A 19690-nucleotide genomic window follows, 5' to 3' on the forward strand; every position below is an offset into this window, starting at 1 on the left:
TCAGTTGGACCCGCTCCCGACACGGGACGAAGCTGTCTGCCCATCGTCTCCTCCCGAAGCGACACGAGCTGTCGGTTGATACGGGTCAGAGCGGCCATGGTCTCGCGGCCGACCTCGACGGAGGCCGCCGGGCCGGGTGAGGTGGTCGGAGCTGCCGCGCGGCCACGGCCGCCGGCGCGACGGATAGCCACGCCCATGAACCGGCGCATCCGTCGAGCATGGACCGGGATCAGGACGGACGCGACGACGGCTCCTAGCCCGAGCAGTGCCACCACCAGGCGGAACTGACCGAGGAGGCCGAGAACGGCCACCGCCACGCCGATGATGCCCATTGCCGCAAGGCAGCCGACGTAGAGGGCTTTCTCCAGGGAAGGTCCTGGCTTCATGAAGGGCTCCTTCGAGAGAGACGTCGATGTCATGTGGACCCGAGCGCGCATCAGGCGGCCCAGAGTCGCGCCCGCAGTACTTGGGCGAAGCGTTCCCCGATCAGGTCGGGGTCATGCTGCCGAGCGAAGTCAGACGCGGCATCTCGAGCCTCAGCGCTCAGCAGTCGGTCCGCGGCCCGAAGACCGGCTGTCATGCCCGGCACCGTGTGGTCCTGGAAGAACTCCGTGAACTCCGGTTGCAAGACCGCAGGGAGCACGCCAACGCGTGCGGCCAGGACCGGAAGCCCGTAAGTCGGCCCCAACAGAGCACCACCGGAGTTCAACGCGCGCAGATGGGGCAGGACGGCCATGTCGGCGGACCGTAGCAGATACTGGACACGATCCCCTGGGACCGGGCCCGCCTGCACAAGCACACGCGGGTTCGTCCGCAGGCGTTTCACGAGCGCCCGGGTGTGAGGGGACGTATCTGCCGGGCCGGCGACGACAAGGCGGCGCGGGGTGACATCCTCACGGCACAACTGGTCGAACGCATCGAGCAGGGTGTCGATGCCCTTGTACGCCTTGATGGCACCGAGAGCAACGTAGACGACCTCGTCCTCGTGAATCCCCAAGACCCCGCGGGCCTCGTCGCGGCGCACCGTGTCGGGGTAGGCCCCGGCATAGCTCGGATGGGGGGCGACGACGGTGCGGGCCGAGTCCCAGCGGAGCGATTCGCCCAGAACGTCCGCTGTGTCTGGGTGCATGACATGGATCAGGTGTGCACGATCGGCCACGCCCTGTTGGAGGCGACGCTCCTGCTCGAGATGCACGGCATCATGGGGAAGGACGTTGTGCACCGTCCACACCACACGCCCGTCGGCGTCGATGAACCCGTCCACCCGTTCGAGGAACCGATCGACCCGGGCTCGTGCGTCCGCACCGTCACGGGCCCCGGCCAGGACGGGATTCAGCCAGTGGAGGTGGACGCCTACGCCGGAGGTCTCCGCCCGGACGGCGAGGAGCGGATCGAATCCGTCAACCGACAGGACGGGGGTGGTGACGATGTCCTGCGCGGCCATCCCGCGGTACAGCAGTTGCTGATAGGGGTTCATCCGGGCGACGGGAGCGCACCCGAGAAGGTAGGGGCGGGCGGCGGATTCCCCGCCGCGCCCACGCCGGTGGCCACGCAGATGTGCCATCGCTTCGTGGAGCGGAGATCCCGGTTCCCTCGCGAAACCTCGATATGTGAGAAGCATTCCTCACCCCTCTCCCGCACGACGGCGCGCGTTGATTGCTGCGTGGTATGCCCTGTCATATCGTGGCCCGTTGTGGACCCATTGCCGCTCGGCCTCCACCCACTCCCGGCCGGCCGCTCCGAGGCGTTGCCGCTCGGCCGGGTCCTCCAGGAGCCGTGCAATGGTCTCGGCCAGCGCCATCACGTCGCCGACTGGGAAGGTGAGGCCACGCCGGGGTGCCGCGACGATCTCACGGAGTGCGGGCAGGTCGGACACCACCACCGGACGCCGAAGAGCCATCGCCTCGAACGGCTTGAGCGGCGTGACGTAGCGTGCCGCGCGTTCATTGATCCGTGGCACGACGAACACATCGATGAGTCCATAGAGAGCCGCGACTTCCTCGTGATCGACGGGTCCCGTGAAGACCACTCGATTCGCGATTCCCAGCTCCCGTGCGAGCGCCCGCAGCTCGTCGAACCGCCGACCACCGCCCACGAGCACGCACTGCGCCTCGACGCCCCGCTCTTGCAACAGCAAGGCCGCCCGGATGAGTAGTTCGTGGCCTTCGCGGGGATGGTCCATATTCGACACGTAGCCGAAGGTGGGCAGAGTGATCCCATGGCGAGCCGCAATCGCCGGGTCGCGAGGCGCGGAAGTGAACCGGTCCAATTGCACCCCGTTGGGGACGATGTCCACTTTCTCCGCCGGGACTCCGCGAGCAACGATCTCGTCCTTCATCGCCTCGCCGAGGGTGAGCACGCGGTCGGCGGCGATCATACACCGCGTCTCCACCTCGCGCCGACGGCGGAACACCTCGCTGCGCTCCTCGATGTCGAGGTCGGGTGTCCAGTTCCCCTCGAAGAACGACCGCACCTCGTACACGAGGGGCAAGCCCGTCTTCTCACGAAGGGCGAGCCCGACCAGGGCGGTCTCATACCCTCGTCGGCCGGACGAGACGTGCAGGACATCGGGCCGGACGTTTCGCACGTGGTCGAGAGCGAGGAACGCGAAGTCCTCTAGCCACCGATCGAATGGAACCCCACGGTAGGAGGCGCCCGTGAGGATACGTCGATGTTCGATGCCATCCACTTCTTCCACCGTAGATGGACGCCCCTCCGTCAGGCCTTCCGGGAATCCAGGCTCCGTCAGCACCACAGGAGTCCATCCGGCGTCCTTCTCGGCCAGCAGATTCCATTGCGTCCGCGATGTGAACCCGTTGGACAGGTAGGGGCGAGACTCCTTCAATAGGTGCAGGACGACGTTCGTCCCGCAGCCTGACACCGATTCCACCGGGCCGGGCAGCCGGGGCAGCCACCCGCTCAGCTCGGTCATGCGGCCGTTCACGTCGACCGCGGCCCGCGCCATCGAGGTGTTCGACGATGCGAGCTCAGCCGTCGCATCGAGGGCGGTCGAGATCTGGCCATCACGCAGCGCCAGCCTGCGCAGCTGTTCGAAGTACGCCGCGCGTGCAGGCCCTGACGGATAGTGCCGTTCGAGAACCGACAGCCAGATCCGGGCGCGCTCGGAGTCGAGCTCACCCGGGAGCATGGTCATGGGTCCCGCGCCCGCGAGAGTTGGCCCCACGGCTTCGTCCCGCAGACGGAGCACTTCAGCCAGCGCGTCACGCGGGGCGAGCACGCCGTGTTTCAGTCCGATCCGGGTCGCCCGCTTGAGTGCGGAGCCCGTCGACGCGCGACCCGCACGGTAGTCACGGTAGACACCTCCGAGCTCCCGTCGGATCTTGCGCCAGTGCCGGTCGAACGCACCTTCCAGCCCTCCCGGGCGGTCCACACCGAGTGCCTCCGGCCGTCGATCCGCAGCGAGGCTGCCGGTGAGAAGATGGGTGAGTTCGTCGTGGACCCGGACCAGCTCCCTTTCGAGCGCTTCACGGCTGGGGCGGCTATCGACGATCGCGTCCTCGATCCGCCCGGGGTGCGCTTCGACCCTCGGGTCGGGGGAGCCGTCGTGAGATGTCAGCGCCACTGGCCGCGCGTGTCGATGACCTTCTTGCCCTCGGTGGTGGTACCGAGGCTGGCGAACGCGTCGTGGTCCACCAGTAGCAGGACGACGTCCGCCTCCCGAATGCCGTCCTCGGCCGGGACCAGCTCCACGTTCTCACGGCCGGCCAGCGCAGCGGGCAGTTCCTCCACGTGCGGCTCCACCACGAGGATCCGCGAACCGGTGAACTGCTGCGCCACCTCGGTCGCGATGTTCAGGGCAGGCGATTCACGCAGATCGTCGATGTTCGGCTTGAATGCCAGACCGAGGACGGCCACCACGGGGGCACGGCCGGTGGCCTGCTGCACGTCGAACGCGGCGGCCTTGGCCTGGTCCACGACCCACTTCGGCTTGCCGTCGTTGATCTCGCGGGCCGCACGGATGATGCGGGCCGTCTGCGGTGCGGCGTCGACGATGAACCACGGATCCACGGCGATGCAGTGGCCGCCCACGCCGGGGCCCGGCTGGAGGATGTTGACACGGGGGTGGTGGTTGGCAAGCTCGATGAGCTCCCACACGTCGATCCCCAGGTCGGAGCAGATCAAGGACAGCTCGTTCGCGAAGGCGATGTTCACGTCACGGAACGAGTTCTCGACCAGCTTGGCCATCTCCGCGGTGACGCAGTCCGTCACGAGGATCTCCCCCTGACAGAACGTCTCGTAGAGCGCCTTGGCGCGCTGCGCGGCGCGCGGGGTGGAGCCGCCCACGATCCGGTCGTTGGTCACCAACTCCACCATGACGCGGCCGGGAAGCACACGCTCCGGGCAGTGGGCAAAGTCCACCTTCGACTCGCGAAGGTCGGGACGCTCGGTGTAGACCACCTCGGCCATGCGCTCGGTAGCGCCGGGAGGCGAGGTGGACTCGAGGATCACGAGCTCGTCTCCGGAGAGCTGCGGGGCCAGGGCGCGTGCCGCCGCCTCGATGTAACCGAGGTCCGGAGCGTGGCCGTCCTTGAAGGGGGTCGGCACGGCCACGATGTACGCATCCGCCTTCGGGGTGTCCAAGGTTGCGGAGAGCAGGCCCTTCTCGACGGCTCGGGAGACGAAGTCCGCGAGGTCCGGCTCCACGAATGGGACGGTGCCGGCGTTCACGGCGTCCACTGTCCGCTGGCTCACGTCAACGCCGTGGACCCGCACGCCGTTCTCTGCCAGGATCGCGGCGGTGGGGAGGCCGATGTAGCCCAGGCCGACGACGGCGACGCTGCTGATCTCGCTCATGAAGAATCCTCGTTCACTTCTCTCGGGGCCCAAATGGTGGAGCCGGGCGGGACGTCCTCGCCCCAGGTTGACTCTCGTCCGGCGGCAACGATCACCGACAGCGATCGGCCAGGCGTGTCTTATTCCCCTCGAGTATAGGGACGGCCCGTCGCGGACGGCTCATTGGGTCTTGACTCGGCCGCGCCGAGCCTGGCGTAGAGGGCCGCATAGCGCTCCGCGTTCGAGCCCCACGTCCGCTCCGCCACCACCCATGCCCGAGCCGCCTGCCCCAGGGATCGAGCCCACTCGGGGTCGGAGAGCACCGACTCCAGTGCGCCGGCCCAGGCGGCCGGGTCCTCGGGGGGCACGGTGATACCCGTCACCCCGTCGGTCACAATCTCTCGGAGTGCGGGAAGGGCGGAGACGAGTGTGGGACGCTCCGACGCCATCGCCTCGAGAGGCTTCATGGGAGTCACGGACCGGGTGACGTCCATGTCCTTGCGGGGCACGCAGAAGACGTCGAGCGCCCGATGGTAGAGGGGGGCCAGGGAGCGGTCGACCCGTCCGGTCGTCACGAGCCGGTCGTCAATGCCCAGCTCGACGGCCAGCTGCCTGAGCCTGGGCAGATCCGTCCCGTCGCCCACCAGCAGGACACGCAGGCGCGGCCGACGTGGGGCGAGGATCGCCGCCGCACGGAGGAGATCGTCGAGTCCCTCGTAGGGGACGATGGAGGAGACGGTGCCGATGTATTCGGCCGCCGCGTCCAGCCCAAGCTCGCTACGGGCCTGATGGGCGTCACGCGGCGTCTGGAGGAAGGCTCCTCCGACAGCGTTCGGGCTGAGGACGATCTCCCCCCGGGGCACGCCGTCTGCCGCAATGCGCCGAGCCATCTGCTCACCCAGCGTGACCACCGCGTCGGCGCTGCGGACCGCCTCGGACTCCCGGGCCTGAAAGAGGCGGTAGCGCTGCGAGCGCTTCGCCTCCGGCCCCCGGGTCGAGGCCCACGTGTCTGCGAGCTGGCCACGGACCTCATAGACCCACGGGATCCCCACTGCCTCCGCCACCGCCCTCGTCACCACGGCATTCACCCAGTGGGTGGTCGTGTGGAGCACAGCCGGCCGTCGGTCCAAGACGAGGTCCAGGAGCAGGCGCGCGTGCTGGGCCAATCGGTGGTCCATGCCCGGCTCGAGACGAGGGGTGAGAAGGCGGTGATAGAGCACTCCGTCGACCTCGTCTGCGCTCCGGGCACGCAGCACCCCCGTCTGCACGGGCCATCCCAGCCGTGTCACCGCCTCAGGGTGCCAACCGGCCTCGCGCGTCGCGAGGAGCAGGCTGTGCGAGCGCTGCGCGTAGCCGGACCCGGTATGGGGCAGGGAGTTGGTGAGCACGTGGAGGACCCTGCGCGGCGTCGGCTCGTACCCGACCGCACGCTTCACGTCCCGTCCCGACAGGAGGGTGAGGCCCCCCGTCAGAGCCCGGTGTTCCGAATAGAAGCGCGCCCGCAGGCGGCCTGGCCGCCCCCGGGTTGTCAGGACAGCGATGGCCTCGTCGACCTGCCCATGGTGCCAGTGCCACCGGGCCCGCGCCTCGGACCAGCCCCGTGTCCCCGACGGGGTGCCCGAGAGGAGCTCGTCGGCGAGCTCAGGTTCCTGGGCGGCGGTCAGCACGTCGGCGAGATGCACGCGCTCGACGGGAGACGCCTGCCCCACCCTCGAGCGGACCAGTGCGCCCAGTTCGGCCGGGCGACCCGCGGCCGCGTGGCCGAGGGCGGTCAGGACAGCGAGCGGGCCACCCCCGGCACCGGCCAGGGCATCCGCCGCTGCGGTCCGAGCCCGGGGTGGCAGGCGCCTCATCACCTGGAGGGCAAGCACGACGGGATCGTCCAGCAGGTGGTCGGCCACCGTCGAGACCGTCAGTCCGAGGTTGGCCGCTACCTGGGCGGGCGCGGGCAGGCGTCGGTTCATGAGAGTCCCTTCGGCGATGACGGGTGAGCCCCGGAGCGGGCCGAGCGGACCAGACGGTCTACGAGCTCGACGTAGCGTGAGCCCAGACAGCGGGCGTCCGCGTGCTCGCTCACCCACGCCCGCCCGCCGTCGCCGACGGCCGTCCGGGCGGGGTCCGCGGCGAGCGCGGCCAGGTGCGCCACGAGGTCGTCCACGCCCGGGCCGACGACGTCGGCACCGCCGGCCGCCTCCAGCGTGTGGGCGGCCTCCCCCGTCACCTGGCCGGTGACGTGACGGCCGACCGCGAGGACCTCGTAGGTCTTGGAGGGGACGGTGTGGCGGAAGCTCGGCCAATCGGGGCGCAGGGAGACCACGAGGGTGTCCGCCCACGCGTACTGCTCGCCGACGGAGACACCCTCCACGGGATCGAGGAGCTCCGCGGCCCCGCCCAGGCGGGCGTTCAGCTCCTCGAGCGCCGCGCGGCGCGTGCCATCCCCCACGAGGCGCACCTGCACGCCGGGATGTGACGCGCGCAGACGGGCCGCGGCCTCCACGAGGCGCTCGAGACCCTGGCTCTCCCCCATGTTGCCCAGGTAGAGGACGCGCAGCTCCCCGGCGGCCCGTTCCCGGGGCGGCACGGTGCGCACGCGGCCGAGATCCACGCCGTTGCCCAGCGTCACCACCTCGCCCATCCCCCTCGCGCGCAGGGTCTCGGCGAAGCCCTCGGTCACCGTCACGACGACGTCCGCGGCCCGTTGCCCGCCCGCCACGACGCGCTCCATGGCCCTGCCCAGCGGGCCCTCGTGCACCCCGGCCTCGTGGGCGAGGTCCGGCCACGCGTCGCGCATCTCGAGCACGAGGGGGCGTCGGCGCAGGCGGGACAGGGCCCAGCCGGCCACCACGACGGGAAGGGCGGGGACGGTGGCCACCACGACGTCGGGGCGGGGTGCCAGCAGGCCCCGCGGCACCGCGAGCACGCTGTGCACCACGGCCTCCACGAAGCGTCCGTTGCGGCTCCCGGCCCCGCGTGCCAGCCGCGGCGTGGGGAGGAGGCGCTCGCCGTCGTCGCCGTGGGAGGCGCGCAGTCCGCCGGGGGCGATCACATCCACGTCCCAGCCGGCCTCGCGCAGCACGCGGACCACGACGGCCCAACGTCGCGCCGGAGGCGTGCGCTCCGGGCGGTAGGAGTGCGTCACGAGCATCAGACGCGGGGGGCGGGCACGGCCCGCGGAGCGGGCGTCAGCCACCGCAGACCTCCTCGGGGACGGCGGGGCTCGGGGCCGGCGGTGCGGACGGGCTCGGCTCCGCGGTGCTCGAGGAGCTGGACGCGCTCTGGGACGCGGACGCCTCCGCGGCCTTCTCGGCCGCGCGGCGGCTGCGCGCGGCCTCCTCCGCCTCGATGTAGCCCTGCACGTCGTCCGCCGCGAGGGCGGAGCGCAGCGAGTCCATCCTGGCCGGGTCCAGCTCCAGGATGGACTGGCCGCCGGGAGAGCGGCCGGACCCGGCGATCGGCACGGAGAACATCTCCACGTCCTCGCGGCCCACCTCGCGCAGCTGCCATGCCAGCGACGCCACGGTGGCGGCGTCCAGGCCGTCGTCCACCGAGAGGTGCCGGGAGAGGACGGAGACGACGTCGGAGGTGCGGCCCGGGTTCGCCAGGATCTCCGGGCTCAGGAAGCGCCCCAGGGCCCCGCCCACGTAGCGCTGCTGGTTCTCCACCCGGGTCATGTCCCCGTCCTCGAACGCGTGGCGCTCCCGCACGTAGCGCAGGGCCGCGGTGTCCTGGAGGAGGATCTCGCCCCGCGGGAAGTAGGAGGGATTGGTCTGCCCCGAGGAGAAGGCGGTGGGGTTGCAGACCTTCACGCCGCCGAGGGCGTCCGTGACGCCGCGGAAGCCCTGGAAGTCCACCTCCATGAGGTGGTGCACGGGCACGCCCATCAGCTGCTCCACGGTGTCGACGGCCAGCGGGTAGCCGCCCATCGCGAACGCCGCGTTGACCTTGTCCTGGTGGCGACCGGGGATCTCCACCCACGTGTCGCGCAGGATCGACATGATGTAGACGTGCTCCCGGTCCGCCGGGAGGTGCACCAGCATCATCGTGTCGGAGCGCCCGTCGCCCGCGTCCGCGCCCTCCTCCTCGGAGCGGGAGTCGGAGCCGAGCAGCAGGATGTTCATCGGTCCGGAGCCGGCGTCGTCGAGCGCCCCGGTGTCCACGGTCTTCCGCTGCTCGTCGTAGACGCGCCCGAGCGAGACGGCGTACCAGCCCGCGAGCACCACGGCGGCCCCCAGCAGGAGCGCGAGGAGGCCGAGGACCCACGGCCAGCGGCGGCGACGCCGGCGCCGGCCCCGGGCGGGGGACGGCGCGGGCGTGGGCCCCGCCGGCTGCCGGTGCTCCGCAACGGAGTCCTCGGGCGGCGTGCCGTCTGCGGGGCCACGAGGCGTCCACGGCGTCTGCGGGGGCTGGGTCACGTCGGCTCCTGTCGGGAATGGCTCCGCACAGTCTAGGGACCGGGGCGCGCGGAGGCCCGCCGCGGTCTCGGCTGGCACCGCGGGCAGCGGTGGGAGGCCCGCCCCATGAACGGCTCGCGCACGATCAGGGAGACGACGCCCTCCGCCGCGCAGCGCCGGCACGGCAAGCCCGTGCGGCCGTACGCCTGCAGGGAGCGGGCATACTCGCCGGAGCGCCCGTCCACGTTCACGTAGAGCGCGTCGAAGCTCGTGCCGCCCTGCTCGAGGGCGCGCCCCATGATCTCCCGCACGGCCTCGAGGACGCCCACGGTCTCGGCGCGGCGCAGGCGGGAGGTGGGGCGTTCGGGGTGCAGCCGAGCCGCCCAGAGCGCCTCGTCCGCGTAGATGTTGCCGATCCCGGACACGAGGGACTGGTCCAGGAGCGCGCGCTTGAGGACGCTGCGCCGCCGCGCCAGGCGGGCGTGCACGGCCGCGGGGTCGAAGAGCGGGTGGAGGGGGTCCAGGGCGATGTGGGCCGCCGTCGCGGGGATCCGCTCCCCCGTCGCGGCCTCGGTGACGAGCGGGTCCAGCCACCAGCCGCCGAAGAGCCGCTGGTCCACGAACCGCAGCTCGCGCGCCGCGCCGTCGCCCGTGGTGATCGGGAGGCGCAGCCGCAGGTGGCGCGGGTCAGGATCGGCGGGCTCGGCCACGAGCACCTGGCCGCTCATCCCCAGGTGGACGACGACGGCGTCGTCGCCGTCCGCGAGCGGCAGCCACAGGAACTTGCCGCGCCGCGCGGGCTCGGCGAGGACGGCCCCGTCGAGGCGCGCGCGCAGCGCGGCGGGTCCCCCGGGGCTGCGGCGCACCGAGCGGGCGTCGAGCACCTCGAGGGGGCCGGCGGCGGCACCGGCGGCGCTGCGGGCCATGCCCCGGCGCACGACCTCCGCCTCGGGGAGCTCCGGCACGGCGGGCTCAGCGCCCCGCGGCGGGCAGGTCGGCCTCCAGGGCCGGCCAGGACTCGGCCGCGGCCTCGCGCTCGGCCTGCTTCTTCGAGCTGGCGACGGCGGAGCCGTAGTCCTTCCCGCCCACACGCAGGGTGGCGCGGTAGCGCGGGTCGTGCGCGGGGCCCTGTCCCTCGATGACGTACACGACCTCGCCGAGTCGGTGCCGGCTGGCGGCCTCGGCCACCACGGTCTTCCAGTCGGTGCTCTCGCGCATCAGGTCCGGCTCGTCGAGCAGCGGCACGACGTGCCGGTGCACGAGGGCCGCGGCGGCCACCGCCCCGTGGTCCACGTAGGTGGCGCCGATGAGGGCCTCGAGGCTGTCCGCGAGGATCGAGTCCTTGTCCGCGCCGCCCGTGCGGGCCTCGCCCGTGCCGAGCTTGATGAACGGGCCGATGCCGATCCGGCGAGCCACCTTCGCGAGCGCACGCGTCGAGACGACGGCGGCCCGGCGCCGGGCGAGGTCGCCCTCGGGCAGGTCCGGGTACACGGCGAAGATGTGGTCCGTGACCACGTAGCCCAGCACCGAGTCCCCGAGGAACTCGAGGCGCTCGTTGGTGGGCAGGCCGCCGTGCTCGTACGCGTACGAACGGTGCGTCAAAGCACGTTCGAGCGTCTCGGACGTGATGTGCACGCCGAGACGCTCGAACAGTTCAGGTGTCTCCGGCGCGGGGGCGACCCCGCGGCGAGCCGGTGACGACGCCATCTCAGGCGTCAGCGACCTTGCGGCCCTTGTACTCGAAGAACAGCGGGGTGCCGGCGGCGTCGGTCTTCAGCTCGGCCTGGTGGGGCAGGCGGTAGGACACGCGGCCGTTCTCCACGGTCTTGACCAGCGTGGGGGCCTCGGCCTTCCACTGGGAACGACGGGAACGGGTGTTGGAACGGGACATCTTCCGCTTCGGGACTGCCACGGCTATCTCTCTTCTGTCTCGGTGTTGGAGGTCTCTTCGGTGCCCGCGAGGGCGGCGAGCGCCGCCCAGCGCGGATCCACGCGCTCGTGGGCGTGCCCCTCGGGCGCGTCCTCGAGGCGGATGCCGCAGTCGGCGCACAGGCCCTCGCAGTCCGGCCGGCACAGCGGCTGGAACGGCAGGGTGATGACCACGGCGTCCCGGAACACGGGTTCCAGGTCCACGGTCTCGTGCACCACGATCGGCTGGTCGCCGGCCTCGTCCCGGGACGCGCCGGTGAGGAACAGCTCCTGCAGGTCCACGGTGATCCCCTCGCGCAGAGGGGTCAGGCAGCGGCCGCACTCGCCCACCAGGTCCGCGTCCGCGGTGCCGGTGACGAGCACGCCCTCGTGGACGGCCTCGAGGCGCAGCTCGACGTCCACGAGGTCCCCCGCGGGGACGCCGAGGACAGGCGTGCTCACCCCCTCGGGGGCGGGCCACTGGGCCGTCACGTGACGCTGGATCCCGGCTCCGCGCAGGAGGTCGCGCACGGAGATGACCCACGGCGACCCCGCGTCGGGGCGTTCGTCGGTGTCCATGATCGCTCCTCTCGGCGGTGGGACGGGCCGCGCCGACTGTCCGGATCGGACCGTTCGACGCGTGCAGGCAGGGTCAGGCCACGATGGACCGACAGCCCATCCTAGCGGCTGCCCCGTTCCACGCCAAAGCGGCGCACGGGCGGCGCGCCTCAGAGTCCGGCGGCGAACCCCTTGAGCCAGGCCCGCAGGTCGTCGCCGAGCTCGGGGTGGTCCACGCCGAGCTCCACCACGGCCTGGAGGTAGCCCAGCTTGTCCCCCGTGTCGTAGCGGCGGCCCTCGAAGACGACGGCGTGCACGCCGTACCCCTCGCCCTCGCCCTCCGCGAGGGTCTGCAGCGCGTCCGTCAGCTGGATCTCGCCGCCGCGGCCCGGAGCGGTCTCGTCGAGCACGTCGAACACCGCCGGGGAGAGCACGTAGCGGCCGATGACCGCGAGGCGAGAGGGGGCGTCCTCGCGGGCGGGCTTCTCCACGAGGCCGGTCACGCGCACCACCTCGTCGGTGCCCTCCACGGCCTCGACGGCGGCCACGCCGTACGAGGAGACGGCCTCCTCCGGGACCTCCATGAGCGCGACGACGGAGCCGCCGAGGCGCTCCTGGGCGTCGATCATGCGGACCAGCAGGTCGTCGTCGGCGCCGATCAGGTCGTCGCCCAGGAGCACCGCGAACGGCTGCTCCCCGACGTGGCGGCGCGCACAGCCGACGGCGTGGCCGAGGCCGAGCGCGGCGCCCTGGCGCACGTAGTGGATGTCCCCCACGAGGTCCGACTCGCGGATCAGGTCGATGCGCTTCTGGTCTCCCTTGCGCTCGAGCGTGGCCTCGAGGGCCGGGTGGCGGTCGAAGTGGTCCTCGAGGGCGCGCTTGTTGCGGCCTGTGATCATCAGGACGTCGCACAGCCCCGCGCGGCGGGCCTCCGCCACCACGTACTCGATGGCAGGGCGGTCGACCACCGGCAGCATCTCCTTGGGCATGGCCTTCGTGGCCGGGAGGAAGCGCGTGCCCAGGCCGGCGGCCGGGATGACGGCCTTGCGCGTGCGCGGGCGGGTGGGGGTCTGCTCGGTCATGGACGGGTGCTCCTGGACGGGTCGGGGACGGCGGACGGGGACGGTGCGGCGTTCAGGCGCCGCATCACGGCGGCGGGGACGAAGTCGCGGACGTCTCCGCCCAGGCCGTGGACCTCCTTGATGAGGGAGGACGAGAGGTGGGCGAACCGCGGATCGGCCTGCAGGTAGACCGTCTCCACGCCCGTGAGGTGGCGGTTCATCGTGGCCATGGGCGCCTCGAAGGCGAGGTCGGCGCCGTCCCGCAGGCCCTTCACGATGGTGTCCGCACCCACGGAGCGGCAGAACTCGGCGAGCAGGCCGGTCCCCATGGGCCGGGCGCTCACGCCGGACAGGGAGGAGACCGTGGCCTCGACCATCTCGATGCGCTCGTCCACGGTGAACCGGTACGTCTTCTTGGGGTTCACGGAGACGGCCACGATCACCTCGTCGAAGAGGTTGGCGGCCCGCATGATGACCTCGACGTGACCCTTGTGCAGCGGGTCGAAGGATCCGGGGCAGACGGCACGACGCATGCGCCCAACCTACCCCGGGGGCCCGGCGGGGGCGAGGACCGCTCTCCGCCCCCGCCCGCGAGCCGGCCGGCCGGAAAGTACAGTGGCCGCCATGGACACCCCGGCCCCCCACCCGACTCCCGCCGCCGTCCCCGGACCATGGCGCCGCGCCGCCGAGGCCACCGGGCTGCTGCGCGGGGGCGTCCCCGCGCCCACCGTCTTCGAGACGGTGACGGCCCTCGCGGCCGAGCACGGTGCCGTGAACCTGGGGCAGGGCTTCCCCGACGCCGACGGCCCCGCGGACCTGCTGCGCCTGGCCGCGGACGCCGTCCTCGCGGGCCCGAACCAGTACGCGCCCGGCGGCGGGGACGCGGCGCTGCGCCGCGCCGTCGTCGAGCACCGCCGGGCGCACTGGGGCGTGACGGAGGACCCGGATGCCGAGCTGCTGGTCACCGCCGGGGTGACGGAGGCGATCGCCGCCACTGTGCTGGCCCTCGTCGGCCCCGGCGACGAGGTGGTGACGGTGGAGCCGTTCTACGACTCCCACGCCGCGACCGTCGCCCTGGCCGGCGCCCGCCACGTGACCGTGCCCGTGGAGCCGCCCGCGTTCCTGCCCGACCCGGCCCGGATCGCGGCGGCGCTGACCGACCGCACCCGGCTGCTCATCCTCAACACCCCGCACAATCCGACCGGCGCGGTGTACCCGCGCGCCCTGCTCGAGGAGATCGTGCGGCTGTGCCGGGAGCGCGGCGTGCTGATCCTCTCCGACGAGGTGTACGAGCACCTCGTGTTCGAGGGCGAGCACGTCTCCCTGCGCTCGATCCCCGGGGCCCGGGAGATCGCCCTGACGGCGTCCGGGGCCGGGAAGGCGTTCGCCGTGACCGGGTGGAAGGTGGGCTGGCTGGCCGGGCCCGCCGAGCTCGTGGCCGCCGTGCGCGCCGTGAAGCAGTACCTCACCTTCTCCACGGGCCCGGCCTACCAGGCGGCCATGGCCGCCTACCTGCCGCGGGGCGAGGCGCACCTCGTGGGGCAGCGGGAGCGGTACCGCGCCACGCGGGACACCCTCGTGGCAGGGCTGCGCGCCGTGGGCCTGGAGCCCGTGGTGCCGGACGCCGGGTACTTCGTGGTGGTGGACCTGGCCCCCTGGGGCGTGACGGACGCCTCGGCGGCCGTGCGGGACTGGGTGCGCGAGGCCGGCGTCGCGGGCATCCCGGTGAGCGCGCTGTGCCGGCCGACGGACGATCCGGCCGACGCCCACCTCGCCTCCTGGCTGCGGCTGGCGTTCTGCAAGTCCGAGGACGTGGTGGCCGAGGGCATGCGGCGCCTCGCCGAGGCCGCGCCGCGGCTGCGCCGGGGCTGACGCTCCCCTCTCCCGCGCGGCCGCGTGCCGTCGGGCCCCCGCCCGCCGAGCGGGGGCACGGGGCTCAGCGCTCGTCCTGCCACAGGTAGAGGGCGGTCTCGCCGTACGCGCGCACGTCGACCTCCTCGAGCGTGGCCGGGCGCCGCGGGGCCGGGTCGCGCGCGGAGCGCTCCAGCACGAGCAGCCCGCCGGGGCTGAGCCGCGCGGCGGCGGCGGCGAGGACGGCGTGGAACGCCTCCCCCGCCTCGGGATAGGGCGGGTCGGCGAGGATGAGGTCCACGGGCTCGCCTCCGTCCTCGAGGCCCTGCGCCCCGCCGACGGCGAGCACCTGTTCGACGGAGGAGGCGCGCACGCTCACCACTGTCCTCCCGAGGGCCTCGTTGACCATCGCCGCGTTGGCGCGGCACACCTCGGCGGCGCGGCGGTGCCGTTCCACGAGCACGACGCTCGCCGCGCCCCGGCTCGCCGCCTCGCACCCCAGCGAGCCGGAGCCGGCGTAGAGGTCGAGCACGCGGGTGCCGTCCGTCCAGTCCCGCGCGGAGAGCCAGGAGAAGAGGGCCTCCTTGGTGCGGTCCGTCGTGGGGCGGGTGCCCGTGCCGGGCACGGAGCGCAGGGGGCGGCCGGCGGCGGCGCCGGCGATGATGCGGGACACGGGGTCAGCCCTTCTCGAGGTAGTCGGCGGCGGTGAGGTGCTCGCCCTCCCAGCGGGTCACCTCGGCGGCCAGCGCCGGGTGCGCGGAGAGCCCCTCGCCGGCTGCCATGATGCGCGCCACGGCGTCCGCGGCCAGGCCGATGAGCGGGGCGTCCGCGATGACGTCCACGTGGCGCAGCCCGGAGGCCAGGCCGGACTGCTGCGCCCCGAGGACGTCGCCGACGCCGCGGTGGGCCAGGTCCTCCTGCGCGATCCGCAGACCGTCCTGGGTCTGCTCGAGCACCTCGAGGCGGCGCAGGGAGGCGTGCCCGTCCGGCAGGCGCGTGGCCAGGAGGCACACGGACGCGCCGGGGCCGCGGCCCACGCGGCCGCGCAGCTGGTGGAGGGTGGAGAGGCCGAAGTCGTCCGCGTCCAGCACGGCCATGACGGTGGCGTTGGGCACGTCCACGCCCACCTCCACGACGGTGGTGGCCACGAGCACGTCCGTCTCCCCGCGCGCGAACGCCTGCATCGCGGCGTCCTGCTCGGCCTGGTCCATCCGGCCGTGCACCACCCCGATCCGCGCCCCGCCCGGGCGGGCGGCCGCGAGCGCGGGCAGCGCCTCGAGCCGCGGGGCCATCTCCGTCACGTTCGCGTGGCCCGGGTCCGCGTCGTCCGGGTCGATCCGCGGGCACACCACGAAGGCCTGGTGCCCCGCGGCGACGTGCTCCGCGATCAGCTCCCACACGCGCCCGATCACGCGCGGGCCGTGCGCCATCCGCGCGACGTGCGTGGTGACCGGCTGGCGGCCGGAGGGCAGGCCCTCGAGGACGGTGAGGTCGAGGTCGCCGAAGACGGTCATGGCCACCGAGCGCGGGATGGGCGTGGCGGACATGACGAGCAGGTGCGTGCCCGGGTTGGCGCGGCGCAGGGCCTCGCGCTGGTCCACGCCGAAGCGGTGCTGCTCGTCCACCACGGCGAGCGCGAGCTCCGCGAACCCCACCGTGTCCGAGAGCAGGGCGTGCGTCCCGACGGCGATCCCCGCCTCCCCCGAGGCGAGCGCGAGCAGCGCCTCGCGCCGGGCGGCGGCCCGCTGGGACCCGGTCACGAGGACGACGCCCGTGTGGGGACCCTCCCGGCCGTCGTCGAGGCCGAGGGTGCCGACGCCGCCGAGCCCGCGGGCGCCGTCGTCGGCCAGCGGGCCCATGAGGCGCAGCAGGGCGCGGTGGTGCTGGGCGGCGAGGACCTCCGTGGGGGCCACGAGTGCGGCCTGGCCGCCGGCGTCCACCACCTGGAGCATCGCGCGCAGGGCCACGAGGGTCTTGCCCGCGCCCACGTCGCCCTGGAGCAGGCGGCTCATCGGCCTCTCGCGGGCGAGCTCGGCGGAGAGCTCCTCCCCCACGCGCCGCTGGCCCGCGGTCAGCGTGAAGGGCAGGCGCGCGTCGAGGGCCTCCCGCAGCCCGCCGGCGCGGGGCGGGCGCGGGACCGCGGGGACGGCCCGCTCCCGGCTGCGGCGCCACGCCAGCGCGGCCTGCACCACGAGGGCCTCGCGCAGGGCGAGGGCCGTGCGGGCGGGGCCGGTGTCGGCCACGTCGTCCGGCGCGTGGAGGTCCCGGTAGGCCTGGGCGGTGCCGGGCAGGGGTGCGTCCAGGTCGAGGTCGGCGGCGGTCATCGCGCGGATCTCGGGCGTCAGGAGCTCCGGGATCCGGTCCAGGTCCACGGTCTCGAGGACCCGTTGGAGCGCCGAGCGGACCGTCCAGCTCGGCAGCTTGCCCGTGGAGCGGTAGATCGGCACGGGGCGCACGTCCACCTCGCCGGGCGCGACGTCGTCGTCCAGGAGCGCGAAGTCCGGGTTGTTGAGCGTGATCCGCCCGCGGTACTCGGTGGTCTTCCCCTGGAACATGGCGGTGACGCCGGGGGCCAGGCGGCGGCGCGCGTCGTGGCCGTTGAAGAAGGCCATGGACAGGCTCGCCCCGGGCACGCCGGCCACGGAGGGGTCCGCCACGGTCACGTCCACGATGAACCCGCCGCGGCTGCGCATCTGGCGGGTGCTCACGGACTCGACGACGGCCACCACGGTGACCTCGGAGTCCCACGGGAGCGCCGCGATCGGCGTCAGCTCCCCGCGCTCGACCCAGCGGCGCGGCGTGTGGTCCAGCAGCTCTCCGACGGTGCGGAGCCCGAGCTCCTTCTCGAGGCGCCCGGGCAGCGTGCCAGAGAGCACCTCGGTGAGGGGCAGGTCCGTGACGGCGACGTCAGCGGCCATGGCGCCCGTCGGCCTCGTGACGGTGCGCGTGGGCCGGCGCGCTCAGGTCTGTGACGGACAGGCCCGCGGGCTCGCCCGCCGCGCGCAGCACGTCCACGGCGTCCTCGGCGCGGGGCACGTGCACGTGGACGCGCCACGGCACCCGCCCCTGCTCGTCCAGCTCCCTGGACACGGGGGCGAGGATCAGCGAGTCCCCCACCGCGTCCAGGCGGCGGCGCAGCTCCGCGGCGTCCAGGGGGGTCAGCGCGAGGGTGCCCATGACCTCGACGCCGGCCGCGTGCCCCGCGGGTGCGGCCACGGCCTCGCGGGACTCGTCCGCGTACCCGTGCAGAGCGGCGGCGAGCTCGGCGTCCACCTCGGTGCCGGTCACGGCCGAGCGCAGGGCCTCGAGCACCCACAGCAGGCCCACGGCGCCGGCGTCCACCACGTGGGCGTCCGCGAGCGTGGGCAGGAGCGCCTCCGTCCCCTCCACCGCTCGCAGGCTGCCCGCCACCATCGCGGTGACGGCGTCCGCCAGCCGGGAGTCCTCCCCGGTGCCCGACGGCGCCTCGGCCGCCGAGCGCTCCAGGCTCTCGGCCGCCGAGGTGAGCACGGTGAGGATGGTGCCCTCCTGGGGCTCGGAGAGCGCGGCGCGCGCCGCCTCGTCCGCCGCGCCGAAGGCCGCGGCCAGGTCCGCCACGCGCACCTCCCGGCGGCCGCGCAGCGGCCCGGACGCGCCGGCCAGGGCGACGGCGAGGAGCGTCCCCGAGTTGCCGTGCGCCGCGTCCAGGGCGGCCCGGCCCACCCGCGCCATGACCGCCCCGACGTCAGCGGTCTCCGCCGACTCCGCGGCCGCGCGGGCGGCTCGCAGGGTCGCGAGCATGTTCGACCCCGTGTCAGCGTCCGGCACCGGGAAGACGTTCAGGGCGTTGAGGCGGGGCGCGGCACGGCCGACCAGGTCCTCGGCGAGGACCAGCCAGCGCTCCACGGACGTCGGCCCGCTCGGGGTGCTCACTGCCCGACGACCTCGCCGAGGCCGCCCGTGCGGATGCCCTTGCCGATCGCGCGGATGCCGGCCCAGTCGGGCCACACGACGGACTGGTTGTCCCCCGCCGTGCCGACGCCCAGCGTGGGCACGGTGCTCGTGACGATCGGGGCGTCCCGTGCGTCGCGCAGGGACCACGCGAGGGAGGCGAGGGCGCCCGAGTCCAGGGAGTCGTCCAGGGTCAGGTAGGGGGCGAAGCGCTCCACGGACTGCTGCACGCGGCCCGGGTCCGAGAGGGTGTCCAGGGAGAGGAACTCGGCCATGATCGCCTTGACGAGGCGCTGCTGGTTTTCCACGCGGTCGTAGTCGCCGCGCGGCAGGGTGTAGCGCTCACGGGCGTAGACCAGGGCCTTCGCCCCGTCCATCTGCACCGTCCCCGCCGGGAAGTCCACGCCGCCGGTGGAGGTGAACGCGGTGGGGTTCTGCACGGTCACGCCGCCGAGGGCGTCCACGAGGCCCTGGAAGCCGGCCAGGTCCACCGCCACCACATGGTCCACGCGCGCCTGGAACATGTTCTCCACGGTGCTCACGGTCAACGGGATCCCGCCGAGCGAGTAGGCGGCGTTGACCTTGCGGTCGCCCTGGCCTGGGATCGGCACCCAGAGGTCGCGCATGACGGACATGACGTCCACGCGGCTGCGGTCGCCGGGCACGTGGACCCACATCATCGTGTCGGAGCGGCCGGTCTCGCCGCGGCCCTCCGCGCCGGCGTCCTCGCCCACGAGGAGGAAGTCGACGGCGGCGCCGTCCGCCTTCTCGTCCGCGGAGGGGGCCTCGGGGCCCTGGGCGGCGGCCTCGGCCATCGTCGGGTCCACGCCGGGCGGCGGGGCGGTGGGGGTCCACACGCCGGGAGCGGCGTTGCCGGCGGCCGCGCCCTTGCCGTCGTTCCCGCCGCTCCCGTCGCCGTCCGATCCCGCGCCGTCCTTCCCGGGCTCCGCCGGACGCAGCGACTCCGCGGGGAACGCGCCGCCGTCGAAGCGCTGGGTGTCCTCGTCCACCGAGCGGGCCAGACCGGAGAGGTACACGGCGGCGGTGATGCCGAGGGCCAGCAGGGCGGCCAGGAGGACGGCCAGGACGATGAGCAGCACGGGCCGGCGGCGGCGCGGCGCGCGGTGCGGGGTCTCGTCCGGTGCGGAGGCGGGGGCGCTGTTCACGGCGTGTACTCCTGCTGGGCGGGGGCGCCGG

17 protein-coding genes and 1 pseudogene are annotated in these 19690 nt (G+C 73.5%); 2 read left to right on the forward strand and 16 right to left on the reverse strand.

All coding sequences use genetic code 11. The annotated features are described in order from the left end of the window. Positions 1-188: 188 nt before the first annotated feature. A pseudogene (locus NJC10_RS11255) lies at positions 189-257 on the forward strand (hypothetical protein); the annotation flags it as partial. A gap of 179 nt (positions 258-436) precedes the next feature. Here the strand turns inward: NJC10_RS11255 and NJC10_RS06025 are convergent. The 12 genes from NJC10_RS06025 to coaD all read right to left on the reverse strand — a co-directional run bounded on the left by NJC10_RS06025 (position 437) and on the right by coaD (position 13245). Then, entirely contained in the window at positions 437-1477 is a 1041-nt protein-coding gene (locus NJC10_RS06025; RefSeq protein WP_160311886.1) for a glycosyltransferase, read from the reverse strand. A 147-nt stretch (positions 1478-1624) separates the two neighbouring features. Then, positions 1625-3583 carry a glycosyltransferase family 4 protein gene (locus tag NJC10_RS06030; protein WP_319075240.1) on the reverse strand — a complete coding sequence of 653 codons (1959 nt, stop codon included), beginning with the start codon at positions 3581-3583 and terminating at the stop codon, positions 1625-1627. Further along, complete coding sequence (wecC, locus tag NJC10_RS06035; RefSeq protein ID WP_319075242.1) at positions 3574-4815, reverse strand: UDP-N-acetyl-D-mannosamine dehydrogenase; 1242 nt, start codon at positions 4813-4815, stop codon at positions 3574-3576. Before wecC ends, NJC10_RS06030 begins: the two co-directional genes overlap by 10 nt. A 119-nt stretch (positions 4816-4934) precedes the next feature. Further along, the gene (locus tag NJC10_RS06040; protein ID WP_319075243.1) at positions 4935-6758 is read right to left on the reverse strand and encodes a glycosyltransferase family 4 protein; all 1824 of its coding nucleotides are present in this window, start codon (positions 6756-6758) and stop codon (positions 4935-4937) included. Further along, positions 6755-7984: a glycosyltransferase family 4 protein gene (locus NJC10_RS06045; protein ID WP_319075244.1), complete on the reverse strand. Its 1230-nt coding sequence runs from the start codon at positions 7982-7984 to the stop codon at positions 6755-6757. Before NJC10_RS06045 ends, NJC10_RS06040 begins: the two co-directional genes overlap by 4 nt. After that, on the reverse strand, positions 7977-9206 hold the full coding sequence (locus NJC10_RS06050; RefSeq protein WP_319075246.1) for an LCP family protein: 1230 nt from the start codon (positions 9204-9206) through the stop codon (positions 7977-7979). The genes NJC10_RS06045 and NJC10_RS06050 overlap by 8 nt, the downstream gene beginning before the upstream one ends. Positions 9207-9238: 32 nt before the next feature. Next, positions 9239-10150 carry a bifunctional DNA-formamidopyrimidine glycosylase/DNA-(apurinic or apyrimidinic site) lyase gene (mutM, locus tag NJC10_RS06055; protein WP_319075247.1) on the reverse strand — a complete coding sequence of 304 codons (912 nt, stop codon included), beginning with the start codon at positions 10148-10150 and terminating at the stop codon, positions 9239-9241. A 7-nt stretch (positions 10151-10157) separates the two neighbouring features. Further along, on the reverse strand, positions 10158-10820 hold the full coding sequence (gene rnc / locus NJC10_RS06060) for a ribonuclease III (RefSeq protein WP_248115095.1): 663 nt from the start codon (positions 10818-10820) through the stop codon (positions 10158-10160). Positions 10821-10893: 73 nt separating this feature from the next. Next, on the reverse strand, positions 10894-11097 hold the full coding sequence (rpmF, locus tag NJC10_RS06065; RefSeq protein ID WP_248115096.1) for a 50S ribosomal protein L32: 204 nt from the start codon (positions 11095-11097) through the stop codon (positions 10894-10896). Positions 11098-11099: 2 nt separating this feature from the next. After that, positions 11100-11672 (reverse strand): YceD family protein, encoded by a 573-nt coding sequence (locus NJC10_RS06070; RefSeq protein ID WP_298713159.1) that lies wholly within the window; start codon positions 11670-11672, stop codon positions 11100-11102. A 149-nt stretch (positions 11673-11821) separates the two neighbouring features. Next, the gene (locus tag NJC10_RS06075) at positions 11822-12733 is read right to left on the reverse strand and encodes a UTP--glucose-1-phosphate uridylyltransferase (RefSeq protein ID WP_319075251.1); all 912 of its coding nucleotides are present in this window, start codon (positions 12731-12733) and stop codon (positions 11822-11824) included. Beyond that, the gene (gene coaD / locus NJC10_RS06080; RefSeq protein ID WP_319075253.1) at positions 12730-13245 is read right to left on the reverse strand and encodes a pantetheine-phosphate adenylyltransferase; all 516 of its coding nucleotides are present in this window, start codon (positions 13243-13245) and stop codon (positions 12730-12732) included. The genes NJC10_RS06075 and coaD overlap by 4 nt, the downstream gene beginning before the upstream one ends. Positions 13246-13336: 91 nt before the next feature. On the opposite strand from coaD, the gene NJC10_RS06085 reads away from it, so the two are divergent. Then, the gene (locus tag NJC10_RS06085; protein ID WP_319075255.1) at positions 13337-14584 is read left to right on the forward strand and encodes an aminotransferase class I/II-fold pyridoxal phosphate-dependent enzyme; all 1248 of its coding nucleotides are present in this window, start codon (positions 13337-13339) and stop codon (positions 14582-14584) included. Between the two features lie 64 nt (positions 14585-14648). Here the strand turns inward: NJC10_RS06085 and rsmD are convergent, their stop codons facing one another. Genes rsmD through NJC10_RS06105 form a run of 4 tightly spaced genes read right to left on the reverse strand, consistent with a single transcriptional unit; the run spans position 14649 to position 19659 of the window. Next, positions 14649-15236 (reverse strand): 16S rRNA (guanine(966)-N(2))-methyltransferase RsmD, encoded by a 588-nt coding sequence (gene rsmD / locus NJC10_RS06090; RefSeq protein WP_248115102.1) that lies wholly within the window; start codon positions 15234-15236, stop codon positions 14649-14651. Positions 15237-15240: 4 nt separating this feature from the next. Further along, on the reverse strand, positions 15241-17481 hold the full coding sequence (locus NJC10_RS06095; RefSeq protein WP_319075257.1) for an ATP-dependent DNA helicase RecG: 2241 nt from the start codon (positions 17479-17481) through the stop codon (positions 15241-15243). After that, the gene (locus NJC10_RS06100) at positions 17471-18475 is read right to left on the reverse strand and encodes a DAK2 domain-containing protein (protein ID WP_319075259.1); all 1005 of its coding nucleotides are present in this window, start codon (positions 18473-18475) and stop codon (positions 17471-17473) included. The genes NJC10_RS06095 and NJC10_RS06100 overlap by 11 nt, the downstream gene beginning before the upstream one ends. Further along, a complete protein-coding gene (locus NJC10_RS06105; RefSeq protein ID WP_319075261.1) occupies positions 18472-19659 on the reverse strand; it encodes an LCP family protein in 1188 nt (395 codons plus the stop codon). The genes NJC10_RS06100 and NJC10_RS06105 overlap by 4 nt, the downstream gene beginning before the upstream one ends. Positions 19660-19690 lie beyond the last annotated feature (31 nt).

Origin of the sequence: Micrococcus sp. M4NT (assembly GCF_033790745.1) — a bacterium.
GTDB lineage: Bacteria > Actinomycetota > Actinomycetes > Actinomycetales > Micrococcaceae > Micrococcus.

Bases quoted from the DNA above. Each gene is read 5' to 3' on its own strand.
- NJC10_RS06025 (WP_160311886.1), bottom strand. From the start codon at position 1,477: ATGAACCCCTATCAGCAACTGCTGTACCGCGGGATGGCCGCGCAGGAC.
- wecC (WP_319075242.1), bottom strand. From the start codon at position 4,815: ATGAGCGAGATCAGCAGCGTCGCCGTCGTCGGCCTGGGCTACATCGGC.
- NJC10_RS06040 (WP_319075243.1), bottom strand. From the start codon at position 6,758: ATGAACCGACGCCTGCCCGCGCCCGCCCAGGTAGCGGCCAACCTCGGA.
- NJC10_RS06070 (WP_298713159.1), bottom strand. From the start codon at position 11,672: ATGGACACCGACGAACGCCCCGACGCGGGGTCGCCGTGGGTCATCTCC.
- NJC10_RS06075 (WP_319075251.1), bottom strand. From the start codon at position 12,733: ATGACCGAGCAGACCCCCACCCGCCCGCGCACGCGCAAGGCCGTCATC.
- coaD (WP_319075253.1), bottom strand. From the start codon at position 13,245: ATGCGTCGTGCCGTCTGCCCCGGATCCTTCGACCCGCTGCACAAGGGT.
- NJC10_RS06085 (WP_319075255.1), top strand. From the start codon at position 13,337: ATGGACACCCCGGCCCCCCACCCGACTCCCGCCGCCGTCCCCGGACCA.
- NJC10_RS06095 (WP_319075257.1), bottom strand. From the start codon at position 17,481: ATGGCCGCTGACGTCGCCGTCACGGACCTGCCCCTCACCGAGGTGCTC.